General features: G+C 49.0%; 14 protein-coding genes. 12 read left to right on the top strand and 2 right to left on the bottom strand.

The window, feature by feature from the left end; translation table 11 throughout:
- Positions 1-162: 162 nt before the first annotated feature.
- On the top strand, positions 163-1,182 hold the full coding sequence (locus MHB49_RS29195) for an asparaginase (RefSeq protein ID WP_405153931.1): 1,020 nt from the start codon (positions 163-165) through the stop codon (positions 1,180-1,182).
- Between the two features lie 142 nt (positions 1,183-1,324).
- Positions 1,325-2,050, top strand: a complete 726-nt coding sequence (locus MHB49_RS29190) for a pirin family protein (protein WP_405153930.1) — start codon at positions 1,325-1,327, stop codon at positions 2,048-2,050.
- Between the two features lie 182 nt (positions 2,051-2,232).
- Here MHB49_RS29190 and MHB49_RS29185 read toward each other — a convergent pair whose 3' ends face one another.
- Positions 2,233-2,457: a DUF1128 domain-containing protein gene (locus tag MHB49_RS29185; RefSeq protein WP_405153929.1), complete on the bottom strand. Its 225-nt coding sequence runs from the start codon at positions 2,455-2,457 to the stop codon at positions 2,233-2,235.
- Between the two features lie 159 nt (positions 2,458-2,616).
- On the opposite strand from MHB49_RS29185, the gene yyaC reads away from it, so the two are divergent.
- The 5 genes from yyaC (at position 2,617) to MHB49_RS29160 (ending at position 8,756) form a co-directional block, all read left to right on the top strand.
- On the top strand, positions 2,617-3,159 hold the full coding sequence (gene yyaC / locus MHB49_RS29180; protein ID WP_405153928.1) for a spore protease YyaC: 543 nt from the start codon (positions 2,617-2,619) through the stop codon (positions 3,157-3,159).
- Between the two features lie 76 nt (positions 3,160-3,235).
- Positions 3,236-4,027: an alpha/beta fold hydrolase gene (locus tag MHB49_RS29175; RefSeq protein ID WP_405153927.1), complete on the top strand. Its 792-nt coding sequence runs from the start codon at positions 3,236-3,238 to the stop codon at positions 4,025-4,027.
- A gap of 243 nt (positions 4,028-4,270) precedes the next feature.
- Positions 4,271-4,960 (top strand): DUF6483 family protein, encoded by a 690-nt coding sequence (locus MHB49_RS29170; RefSeq protein ID WP_405153926.1) that lies wholly within the window; start codon positions 4,271-4,273, stop codon positions 4,958-4,960.
- Between the two features lie 79 nt (positions 4,961-5,039).
- Complete coding sequence (locus tag MHB49_RS29165; RefSeq protein WP_405153925.1) at positions 5,040-6,323, top strand: class I SAM-dependent methyltransferase; 1,284 nt, start codon at positions 5,040-5,042, stop codon at positions 6,321-6,323.
- Between the two features lie 180 nt (positions 6,324-6,503).
- A complete protein-coding gene (locus MHB49_RS29160; RefSeq protein ID WP_405153924.1) occupies positions 6,504-8,756 on the top strand; it encodes an O-antigen ligase family protein in 2,253 nt (750 codons plus the stop codon).
- A 189-nt stretch (positions 8,757-8,945) separates the two neighbouring features.
- Here the strand turns inward: MHB49_RS29160 and MHB49_RS29155 are convergent, their stop codons facing one another.
- A complete protein-coding gene (locus MHB49_RS29155) occupies positions 8,946-9,293 on the bottom strand; it encodes a dehydrogenase (protein WP_405153923.1) in 348 nt (115 codons plus the stop codon).
- Positions 9,294-9,452: 159 nt separating this feature from the next.
- On the opposite strand from MHB49_RS29155, the gene MHB49_RS29150 reads away from it, so the two are divergent.
- The 5 genes from MHB49_RS29150 (at position 9,453) to sigY (ending at position 12,508) form a co-directional block, all read left to right on the top strand.
- Positions 9,453-10,067 carry a DedA family protein gene (locus MHB49_RS29150; protein WP_063566612.1) on the top strand — a complete coding sequence of 205 codons (615 nt, stop codon included), beginning with the start codon at positions 9,453-9,455 and terminating at the stop codon, positions 10,065-10,067.
- 2 nt (positions 10,068-10,069) lie between these two features.
- Positions 10,070-10,639, top strand: coding sequence for a thioredoxin family protein (locus tag MHB49_RS29145; protein ID WP_405153922.1), 570 nt, complete (start codon positions 10,070-10,072; stop codon positions 10,637-10,639).
- 6 nt (positions 10,640-10,645) lie between these two features.
- Positions 10,646-11,278, top strand: coding sequence for an MBL fold metallo-hydrolase (locus MHB49_RS29140; protein WP_247899331.1), 633 nt, complete (start codon positions 10,646-10,648; stop codon positions 11,276-11,278).
- A 343-nt stretch (positions 11,279-11,621) separates the two neighbouring features.
- Positions 11,622-11,873: a hypothetical protein gene (locus MHB49_RS29135; RefSeq protein WP_405153921.1), complete on the top strand. Its 252-nt coding sequence runs from the start codon at positions 11,622-11,624 to the stop codon at positions 11,871-11,873.
- 98 nt (positions 11,874-11,971) lie between these two features.
- A complete protein-coding gene (gene sigY / locus MHB49_RS29130) occupies positions 11,972-12,508 on the top strand; it encodes an RNA polymerase sigma factor SigY (protein WP_247899329.1) in 537 nt (178 codons plus the stop codon).
- The last annotated feature ends 2 nt before the right edge of the window (positions 12,509-12,510 follow it).

The following is a 12,510-nucleotide window of genomic DNA, read 5'->3' as shown; positions in this document are numbered from 1 at the left end:
AGGGATGATAGTAGGCAGATAAGGATTAATAAAGGATTACCCGAAATGTCTGTCGAAAAAACTGTAAAAACGTCGCTTTTGTACTATACTATTTAAGATATCCCATGCGGCGTCGTGACGCAAAGCAGAGATGAATTCGGCAGTATAAAGGAGAGAACTCGCATGGAGAGTGCCCTGTTAATTAAAGAATACCGTGCGGGCGTTATGGAATGCGCCCATTACGGACACATAAGCATTACGGATGAGAACGGAAATGTTGTATATTCAGCCGGCGACCCTCATTTTAGAGCGTTTACCCGTTCATCCGCTAAGCCTTTCCAGGCCATTCCGGGGATTCGTGCCGGTATTGCCGGACAGTATGGTCTGACTGCTCAGGAGATTGCCATCATGGCTTCCTCGCACCGATCGGAACCGATGCATATTCAGGTGCTGGAGCAGTTGGAAAGCAAAATAGGATTGGGCGAAGAGTGCCTGATTTGCGCACCGAGTTATCCCCTAAATGAAGAAAGCAGGAATCAATGGCTGCGTGCCCAAGGAGAGAAGCGTCGTATCCTGCACAATTGTTCTGGTAAACATCTGGGCATTCTCGCATACACTCAGATGAAGCAGGCAGATTTGGGCAGTTATGCAGAGCCAGAACATCCGGTACAGCGTGAAATTCTGGAGACCTTGGCCTATATGGCAGGGATTGAACAGCAAGAGATTGAACTTGGGACGGATGGCTGCGGCTTTCCGGTATTTTCGTTGCCGTTGTCGGCATTATCGAACGCGTATCTGAAACTGGCTTGCCCGGATCTGATTGAGGACCTATCTACCCGCTCTGCGGTAGAGACGATTACTGGAGCCATGAACGAATATCCGTTAATGGTAGGAGGAACGCAGCGCGTGGACTCTGTACTGCTTGAAGACAGCAACATTGTAGCCAAGGGCGGTTTCAAGGGTGTATTTGGTTTTGCCCTGAAAAAGGAACGCCTTGGAATTACGTTTAAAGTGCTTGATGGTTCGGAAGAAGAATGGGCCCTTATTGCCCAATCTATTCTGGAACAGATTGGGTATAGCAATCGGAAAACCATCGAACGACTGGCAGAAGTATATCCACCAGACATTCGGAACGATGCCGGTAAAGTCGTAGGACGGGCAGACACTGAATTCAAGCTTTACTCACCTGAAGAAAGTGTTTAACCATAAGCAAGGGGCGTGATTAGAATACCCGGACCACGGGTAAAGATGACATACCAACTGGTATTGATTTATAGAATTCTAATATACACGCATGAACTGCTGCGATAGTGTGGCAGTTCTAAACCTTTGGAGGTGGATGAACATGATTAAAGTAGTGACATCGGAAGAAAGGCACACGTCGGATCGAGGTTGGATACACAGTGAATTCAGCTTTTCCTTTGCGGACTATGATGATCCAAGCAATGCCCATTTTGGTTGTCTTTTGGCTCATAATGACAACACACTGATGCCGCAGGAAGGCTTTAAGCGACATCCACATCATGACTTGGAGATTGTTAGTTATGTCATATCAGGTACGTTGAAACATACGGACAGCATCGGAACGGAGCAATTGTTGGAACCGGGAACGGTTCAGGTCATGAGTGCGGGTACCGGGGTAGAGCATTCAGAGACTAATCCGTCCGAGGATGAACCGGTACGCTTCCTACAGATGTGGTTTTTGCCATCTCAGCGCATGCTGAAGCCCTCTTATACCAATCGTCGTGTGGAAGACCAGGAGTATCTGAACCGTCTTTGTCCGATTGTATCGGGGCAAGGGGGAGAAGGAGCTGAGGGAGCATTGCCTATTTCACAGGATATAACTTGCTATCTATCCCGCTTGGAATCCAGTGAAAAATTAATGTACCCTCAACATGAAGACAGGCGTACACATCTCTTCCTGATTAGTGGCCATATTGAGATTGTATGTTCAGATGGCAACTTCAATCTCAAACCGGGTGATGCTGCACGAATCCGCAAAAGCTGTGATCTGCAAATTACATGTACAGGCAGCGAGGCTGCCGAATTTGTACTAGTGGATTTGCCTTGACGGTAAAGGAAGGCGTAAACGAATCATCGTATTATGGTTCAAAACATAAAGTAGGCTGTCCGAGGGACAGCCTTGAAATATAACTAACACCAAAGGACCTGTTCCACTATGTTGTGGGGACAGGTCCTTTGGTGTACGTGTTGCTTTAGAGCCCGGCTCATATGTCCGGAGGTAACGTCGTCCTAGGATTTACGGAGTTTACCCAATTCGGAAGCGACTGCTTCCACTTCAGAGATACTCAGATGTTCCTTGCCCAGAACCATCTCATACAGGTCATACAAATCTTCGTACTTGTCGAGTGGGAAAGCCGAAGCCTGCATGGCAGCTCCACTGGCCATCCGCAGCTTCGTCTTGATCGCCTCAATCATATATTCCATGTTGGCTGCGCTAGCTTGTGTTAAATCCATCGTTATGTCCATCCCTTCCGTATCGGAAACTGTTGTCATTGTATCATGATTGGACAGGCCCAGGCCAATGCTTTTGCGGCAAAATCAAGCATCGGGTAAAATGAGGGATATAACAATAGAACCTTAGGTAGGGAGTACATGTGTAAAGGAGGTAAGAGATTGGCGGTATATAAGCGAGAATTGGTTCGTCATCAAAGTAGGGAAGCCCGCCAAAATGTGCAGGGAGAAGACTTGGTAATGTTTTTTAAGCGCATCTACCAACTTCATTCACCGGATGAAATCACCTTTCTCTGTATTGGGACGGACCGATCCACCGGAGATGCACTGGGCCCACTGACAGGCAGTCTGCTGCAGGAGGCCGGAGTGAACCACGTTGTAGGGACGTTGGCTTCTCCTTGTGATGCTGATACGCTGGAGAAGAGGCTGGCGCTTGTCCCGTCACATCATGCCATTATCGCTATAGATGCTTGTCTGGGTCCAAAACAGGCAGCAGGTACATACTATCTTGCGGAACATGCACTTATTCCGGCAAAATCGGTTGGCGGCAAGCTGCCACCGGTTGGTCACTACAGCGTGGCTGCTGTAGTGAATGCTAATGGACCGAGACCTTATTCCATTCTACAGATGACCTCGCTTCATTTCGTTATGGGCATGTCCCGAACGATTGCAGAGGCGGTCGTCGAAGCAGTGAAATACAGATAAACGTTTCATTAATGATATGCAGGCTTAATAATATACAACTTGAATTAATTTAATTCGCGCAGAGAGAGGGATTTATATGGAAAAAGTGATGTGTGACGGAACGACGATTTGTTATGCCGAACAGGGTAAGGGAGAGGCACTCATTTTGCTCCACGGATACTGCGGCAGTTCATCCTACTGGGATGAAGTAGTGCCTGAGCTTGCACGCAGCTATCGTTGCATCGTACCCGATCTGCGTGGACATGGCAAAACGGACGCGCCTGTAGGTAGTTATACCATTGATCAGATGGGCAATGACGTATTGCAATTAATGGACGAGCTAAAGGTGGACAAGGCTGTCCTGTTTGGTCACTCCATGGGCGGATATATCGCACTTTCTATCGCACAGCGCCATCCAGAACGATTGAATGCCTTTGGCTTGATTCATTCGACAGCGTATCCGGATAGTGAAGAAGGCAAGGAAAAACGCCTTCGCGCAGTATCTACCATTCAGACGGAAGGCATTGTTCACTTTGTAGATGGTCTGGTTCCCGGTTTGTTTGCACCAGAACATGTGGAATCGCTATCGACACAAGTGACACGTGTGAAGGAAATTGGTTACCAGACTGCGCCGCAAGGGGCAACCGGAGCTGCGTTGGCTATGCGTGAACGGCCGGATCGCCGTGATGTATTGTCAGCTACACCGCTTCCCGTCCTGCTGGTTGCCGGCGAGAACGATGCCGTCATTCCACCGGAACGTACATTTACAAGTGATAAGCCGCATATTACACAAGCCGTGATTCCTGGAGCAGGACATATGAGCATGTACGAAGCTCCGGAAGAATTAATTCAGGTCATTAAATCATTTTTGACGGGATTATCGAAGTGATATTGATGGAACATGAATAGCGTATTAGATGATTCCGCCTCCTTGACGGATAGTCTGAACCTTGCTAACCCCCTACAACGTTCGTTCAAGAACGGTAGGGGTTTTATTTGCTTAGGGTCATGGTAGGGGAGAGCCCTTAGACTATGTTTTGGCTTTTTGTCATGGCATGAATTAAAATGATGAGAATAGATCATTTAAATGAAACTGGAATGTAAACGTTCGAATGATGAGGGGGCATATAGCATGTTCAGGAAAGATTATCTGCTCCGCATGATGGAGGAAATGACAGAAGCGATCGGTAAAGCATTTACACTCAAACAACAGCGGAAACACACGGAGGCTCTATCCGAGTTGGACGAGCTGCTGCGCAGACAGTTTGGCCTGAATTTATCGCTGCTGAACTCACTGCCTGCCGAAGATGTCATTGAGATGTTCCGCTTTCGTGGCATCATTGAAGTGGACAATCTGCAGCAAGCCGCCAGGCTGATCGAAGAAGAGGCGTACATTTATAGGGAGAAGGCCAAAGTTGAGGGCATAGATAACCATGAAAAAATGGAGTCAGAGGATGCAGCACTTATTCGTCTGATGAGATCACTTCATTTCTACCTGTACGCACTTAATAACGGGGCCAATCCGAAGCTGCTGGAGGCACCAGACCGTGTGGAGGACATATTGGAGCAGACAAAACCATACGAACTTCCCGCACGAACGGAAAAGCAGCTTGCCCTGTATCGTGAACAGCAGGGGCGGTATGATCAGGCCGAGAATAGCTGGTACAGACTGCTGCAGGTAGGCGACAGCCATCCCGTTCATTATCGGGGTGAGGTACAGGCTTTTTATGAAAGATTAAAACAACTGGAAGATGAGCAACTGCAACAAGGGGGCTTGCCTCGTGAGGAAGTGGAAGAGGGGCTTGCCGAACTAAATCGTTAAACCCCATGAATACGCACCTTAACTTGGAGAGGGAACGGAATTGTGGTATGGTAACGGTTGAAACCAAATCGAAAGTGAGATGTACCCCGTGGATTCATTGCGAAAGCTTATACAAGACATCTTTGAACAGAATTCGCTAATTACAGCGACCTGGAGCCAGCTGCGCAGACGGGACAATGTCTCGTATACCAAAGTGCAAGTCAAGCCGGTAACGCTCAAGAATCAGCTGCATTATCAATTCGCATTTCATTATACCAACAAAGTGCTGCACGAGAATTTGACTCCGGCTGAAGCGGTAGAACGCATGACTTTGTTATGCGAAGAGACGTTTCGTCAAGGACTGCTCTGTACGACAGACGCAGACTATCAAATTTTGATCAGCAAAAAATATAAAGTATCCATCTTGACCAAGTCTGCTTCCAAGACTGCTGTGGACCTCTCGCATAATCGTAAAAAGCAATATGTGCTGGAGGATGGGGTTCCCGTTTCATTCCTGGTCGAGTTGGGCATTATGAGCGAGGAAGGCCGAGTTTTGGCACGCAAGTATGATAAGTTTAGACAGATCAACCGTTTCCTCGAAATGGTACAGGATGTCATCCCGCATCTGCCGGAGGGGCGTCCACTGACCATTGTTGATTTTGGTTGCGGGAAGTCTTATTTGACTTTTGCTTTATATCATTATTTGTCCGTACAGCAGCGCAGATCGCTCAAAATTATTGGTTTGGACTTAAAAGCCGATGTTATTGAACACTGCAATGATCTGGCCAACAAACTGCATTACGGTGACCTGAAGTTCCTTGTTGGAGACATCGCTGACTATGACGAGCTGAATGAAGTTGATATGGTTGTGACGCTGCATGCCTGCGATACAGCTACCGATGCTGCTTTGGAGAAAGCCGTTCGTTGGGGCGCTTCCGTCATTCTATCTGTACCGTGCTGTCAGCACGAGCTGTTTGACCAGATTGAATCCACGGTGATGAACCCGTTGTTGTCACACGGCATTCTGAAGGAACGCTTCTCCGCTTTGGCAACGGATGCCATTCGGGCCAAGCTGCTCGATCTGATGGGATACAAAACGCAGTTGCTCGAATTTATCGACATGGAGCATACGCCGAAAAATATATTGATCCGAGCCGTACGCGGCCAGGCAGGCCAGAAGGCTGATATGTGGAACGAATATACCGCATTCCGTGATTTCATTCACGCAGATCCTTATTTGGAGCGGGCTTGTGCGGACTTGCTTCCAGGTGGCGGCAAGCTGAAAGAAGCTGCGGCGAACCATGGAGCAGATGCGAGCGAAGAGAATTCGGGCGGGGCCATCAAAGATGTCACCCAGGATCCTAGCCAATGTAATCACTGTTGAAGTTGATGCAGATCGTCTGTCATTGTCCTTGACAGGACATACTGGTAAGAGGGTCCCGCGAAAATAACATAATGTGCCAAAGGTTTGTAATTAGGCAGAAGACCCTAACGGGAGCTTCTGTCTTTTTTTTGTTTTGATTAACGAGTAGGATACGAGGATGGGAAAAAGGAGGGAGACGCAATGAAAGGGGAGAAATCGGATAACAAAGTGAAGTGGAGTAAGTCGAATGATTCAAATTGGCCGGACAGGGTGGGAAAGGTGGTGCAAGCAAATCAACGTATAGGGTTTTCCCGATTATCAGAAGCGGCACTGACCGTCGTTCTTGGATTAATGGCTGTGGTCTTACTATTGGCAGGATGTCTACGTGGGGGATTGTTTTATTTCTCGGACGTAAACCCCATGGTGCTGATGGCAACAGGCAGTGCATTTGTTTGGTTTATCCTGTTTATTATGGTTTTCAACGTACCCCATACGAGTGGACAACTAGGGATGGCTCTGTGGTTGAATTACCTCAAACGACTATATGTGGCCATTATGCAGTATGCTCATTTCCGCTGGATGTTTTGGCCCCTGGCTATGGCCGTCTGGTTTGGCCTGCATGTATGGATAGGCTCTGTCAGCGTACAGGGAAGCATGGATGAGATGCTACGCTGGAGCTTTCTGGCGATATTTGCGCTGCTAACCGTTACGTTGGCCGCACGCGCGAACGGAGCGCGCTGGTTTGCCTGGGGTTGGCAAATGGCAGGCGGCCTGCTTGTGCTAAGCGGAGTGCTTAACGCGTGCGGTGTGCTGCCACTGCCTTATGGGGTCATGCGAACCGCTGACCCCGAGATCAGCTCTGCCGGAGCCCGGCTCGGCGGATTGCTGCAGTACCCCAATGCGTACGGCGCCGTTGTTGGCATGTACGCATTGGAGCGGCTGGCTGCCGCCGCGAGAGTCATGGCCCGGCCCGCAGTGGCCGGGCGGCTCATCGCGGCAGCGCTGCCGCTCATGCCTGCGCAAGCCGCGCTCCTGCTGAGCGAGTCGCGCGGCGCTTGGCTGGCGACCGGCTGTGCCGCGGTCGCCGCCTTCGCTTTGCAGCGGCGCGGTGCCCGCCTGCCGCTGCTGCTGGCCACGGCCGCGCCTCTAGCGTGCGCGGCCTGGCTTTACCGCCAGCTGGCTGCTGCCCAGCTGGCGCCTGCACCTGTGCCCGGCCTGCTGGCACTGGCCGGGGCATGGGCAGCTGCGCTGCTCGGCACGCTGCTGCTGTGCCGTTTATGGCACAGCGGCGCTCGTGCGCGCGCCGCTGCCCATGCGGCCACAGTGCTGGCGGGAGTCATCGCCGCCACTGTGGCCGTGGGCTCCACCGCCGACCGTATGGCGGCTGGTGTCGGCACAGGGCTGTCCCGCCTCCAGATGTGGCGGGACGCCCTGAAGCTTTGGACCGAGGCCGCATGGCTGGGCCACGGGGGAGAGACATGGCGCAGCATGTTTCGCGCCATTCAATCCTCGCCTTATGTCGGAGGCGAGGTCCACAACGGACTCCTCGATCTTGCCCTTGATACGGGCCTGATCGGGTTGATGCTCATCGCCGGATGGTTCTTTTTCACCTTGCGAACGATGTGGGGGCGTGCACCTCAGCTGCTGCCTTCAGTTATTGTTTTTGTCCTCCATGGCGCAATGGACTTTGACTGGAGCTTCGCCTTTCTATGGATGATGTTCATTTGGCTGGCGGGCTGGGCCCTCTCGACTCCGACTCTACAGCACGGGACGGCTGACCTCAAACGGCCCTGCTTTTTCCGTCCATTAAACCCGTGGCCTCCACGGATATTCACGGGGCTGTTCATCATGTTATGGCTTGGCGGCACAGCCTGGCTTGCTGGACAACATCTAGCGGCAGAACATCAATATCGTCTGGCAATGTCAAAAGTTACAGGAGGTGATGAACGCAAGGTGCTGCTTACTGCGGCGTACAAGTTCAACCCCTACAGACCGGATATCGCCATCTCCCTGTCCCGTACGTTTCCAGCGAAAAAGGCTGAATCCATATTAGTGCAGAGCTTGTCCTTTTCCCCTGTTTCCCCCCAACTCTACGGAGAGCTGGGGCGGTTGGCCGCTCAATCGGGTAGAGGAGAGTTAGCTGGGAACTATTTTGAACAAGCCTTAGCCTTGAATCGTTTTGACACGTCCAGCCAGTCCCAGGCCTTGTATTGGATGGAACAGGCATCACGGAGGGAACGGGCGGCAGGATATACTGCACGAGGAAGGCAGACGGCTTCTGCTGGAGTAAGGATATACAAACGTTATAGAAAACTGGCTGAAGAAGTGGCGGCAGGGCAGGAGAGAAATGATCGGCGTTTTGAGCTTGGAGAAGACGCGTTACGTTACGGGAATAATTTGCGCCTCCTTGCTTTTGGTCCATTTGCTCCAGAGGTGACCAGAAAGAGCCCCTGAATATCTGACCTCATGTAACACCGAAGATGAACAAAATCTATGAGAATGAATGATTCTACATGTAACAGGATAAATGATTCCGCATCAATCTGAGGAAAGCACTGGCTCACACCTTAGTAGGTTCCATTCAAAATGAGGAAATATGCTGCTAAGTTCGCTGTTCGGCTAACGGTTCATTTATTTTCGAATCTACAGGCGATATCCACCAAATGCCTGCTTAAAGGCACCTTGCAGCGGTTCTACCTCCACACCCCATAGAGCTGCAATTTCGGCGCTGACATCCGTATTCCACCACTCGCATAACTTCTTGCGATTATCCCGATTTTCTCCGATCCAGAGCAGATTGGCGATCACTTTTCCAAAATACAAGTCTTCCGCCTGCTTCATCAGCTCGGGGGAGATGTATACCTTTAGCTTTTTAGCTGTTCGGTACAGCTCTTTGCTGCATGCTCTTCGGATACCTCGGGCAGAAGGCAGTTTCTGGCCTGGGGTGTTATGTTTTACTGGGGGAGTACCGGGTGCTGATTTGAATGACATCTTCTCACGCTCCTCTCCCGATACCATATGCAAAGGGCTGCCTTCGGGACACTATCCCAAACGGGTGAAGTAGCAACAGCTAGAGGCCTGTGATAAAATAGGGACGAACATCCATGGTGCTAAAGGCACTGCCAATCAGGATGAAGAAAGAGGGTCGAGATGGACGTTATTCATAACATTGTCAATCAATTATTCGATTGGATTCAGAGTCTTGGATACTTTGGAATCATGCTCGGACTAATGCTTGAAGTTATTCCGAGTGAAATTGTACTGGCATATGGAGGTTTTCTCGTTTCACAAGGCCATATTAATTTTTTCGGTGCATTGATTTTTGGTACCGTGGGCGGTGTCATAGCCCAGCTATTTATTTACTGGATTGGCCGTTATGGCGGAAGACCTGTACTTGAACGCTACGGAAAATACATACTGATCCAGAAAAAGCACATCGACCATTCCGAAGAGTGGTTCCGCAAGTATGGGACAGGGGTCATTTTCACGGCGCGTTTTGTTCCGGTCGTAAGACATGCCATATCGATTCCTGCCGGTATATCCAAAATGCATACGGGTCGATTTATTTTGCTGACAACCCTCGCTGTTATACCTTGGTCTGCATTGTTTATATATTTAGGGATGATACTTGGAGATCAATGGCAACATATCAACGAAAAGGCGGCACCTTATATTATGCCGATTCTGCTCGTTGCTCTGGCACTTATGATTGTTTATGTACTTATTAAATGGATGAATGCTCGTAAAAAGAAGGGAAGTGTCTAGTTATGGGAAAACCAAACTTGTCTCACAAATTCGGTAAAGGTCTGCCTCCGAAGGAATTCATTGAGAGTATGACGAAGAACCAAAGTGAGTTTCAGGCAAACTACGACAGCTTTACATGGCCAAGCGAGGATGATCGTGAATTTTTCGAAAGCCTGAATCACCGCGATGATTTGCGTGTGCTCATTTTGGCTGCTGACTGGTGTGGCGATGTAGTACGCAATATTCCGGTCGTGTTCCAGGCGCTGGAAATCTCGGGCATTCCGACAGAAGTTCTTATTATGGAAAATCACCCCGAAGTGATGGATGAGTTCCTTACGATGGGCGGACGCTCAGTCCCTGTCGTTATTTTTGCAGATACGGGTGGACATGTGCTGGGTCAATGGGGGCCTCGTCCGCAACATGTGCAGGAAGTGATGGTAGAATTCAAACGTCTCAACCCGGACCGTGAAGCAGCAGATTATCAGGATAATTTGGCCGTTGCACGTCAAGAGATTGGGAAACGTTATGGGGAAGGAACGGAGTCAAATGCAGCGATTATTCGTGAGCTGCGTGAACTGATTTCGGGTTACTGAGCCGATATGCTTAACATTCGTACATTTTCATTGGGACCGCTCCAGACCAATGCGTATCTGCTGCAGGGTGATGATCCAGGTAAAGCCGTGATTATTGATCCTGGAATGAATCCGGGGCCATTACTCAAAGCCATTCAGGACCTGGAGATTGAAGCGATCCTGCTCACTCATGCGCATTTTGATCATATGGGCGGCGTGGATGAAATTCGCAAGTTGAAAGGCTGTCCCGTTTATTTGCATGACTTGGAGAGTGATTGGCTCACGACGCCGAAATTAAATGGTTCTTTGAACTGGCCGCAGGCTACTCCACCGCTTTCGACAGATCCGGCTGAATATGCCATGGATGAAGGGCAGACACTGAACTTTATTGGTCATACGTTCAAAGTGTATCATACTCCAGGACACTCACCAGGCAGTGTAAGTCTGCTATGTGGTGACGACCTGTTTGCAGGTGATGTGCTGTTCCGCATGGGTGTAGGCAGGACGGATCTGACCGGAGGCCGTGAACGGGATCTGATTGATTCAATCCAGAATAAGTTGTATACCTTCGCTGATGAGGTCAAAGTGTATCCAGGTCATGGTCCCAAAACGACTATCGGATATGAGAAAAAGAACAATCCCTATGTATCTGCAAGATGATCCGACAATTTATGTGAAGAAAGTCTGGACAAGTGACAACTTTTTCATTAGAATAGCAATTAGTTGTTACAAGCAATAATGAACCATCTAACTGAAGCAATACAAAGAAACACCCTAACTTGCGAAGCACGCAGACTGTGGTCTATACCCGGTTTGCGTTCTTTTTTTGTTTTCAGTCTCTTTTTTACCCAAGTGACACCGTTTAACCCCTACATACAGATCGTTGACAAGAATCTACAGCAGATCGTTCTAGTCCATTTAGCAAGTCGATTTATAATAAGTTCGAGATGATAAATAGTTTGAAAAATTAGGGAAAATAGCTAATGGAAGCGAGGAAATAGAAGTGGAGAAAAAGCGAGTAATTCAGTTGGGACAGCGTGCCGAGCATCCGATTATCGAAGAAAGTCGTAGAGCAATGGAAAGTGGCAGAATAGAATCAGTTACCCAGCGTTCTCAACTACATAACTTTATGAATAATGAGATTTATCCAATCAAGGATCAACAGCAAAATATATGGAGAAGTCGTTTATTGAGCAGTGGAGCCCGCAGCCAACCGTGGTTCGACAAACTGCAAGATTACCGAAATGAAGTCTGATTGCCCGGGAAATTGTCGGCTTCAGATTTTTTTTGGATTGAATTGAACGTTTCTGCAGAGCCTGTCGTAATAACATAAGACTAAGCGGAGAGCAGGTGATGATTCAGATGGAGGCAGCCGAACTGGAAGAGGTACAGAGAGCGATGCAGGGAGATGACAGTGCACTGGCAGAACTGCTGCAGCGTCATTACGCTTTTGTATATAAGTATCTTGTCAAAGTAACGATGGATCCCAACGTCGCCGAGGAGACAGTGCAGGACACCATGATTCGATGTATGGAAAATATCCATAGGTACGATGGTTCGTCTGCCTTTTCGTCATGGATGATTACGATTGCCACCCGTATATATATCGACAAGACTAGACGCAGGAGAAGAGAGCAGATTTGGTTGGAAGCCATTCGTAATCAGGCTGTCCGAAAATTGCGATGGCAATTCGAGAGTCGGAATGAAGAATGGACAGATGTAATGGATGCCATGACAAGATTAACCCCGGAACATCGTATTGCCGTCCTGCTAAAGCATTATTATGGCTATGGATATGATGAAATGGGTGAAATGCTGGGTATTCCATCCGGAACGGCGAAGTCTAGAACAGCCTATGGGCTTCGTCAATTGAGAAAGGAGTTGGGATGAGC

It is taken from the genome of Paenibacillus sp. FSL K6-0108 (assembly GCF_045040695.1).
Classification (GTDB): Bacteria; Bacillota; Bacilli; order Paenibacillales; family Paenibacillaceae; genus Paenibacillus; species Paenibacillus pabuli_B.
The sequence above is the reverse complement of the archived record's forward strand: the minus strand, read 5'-3'. Positions and strand labels throughout refer to the sequence as shown.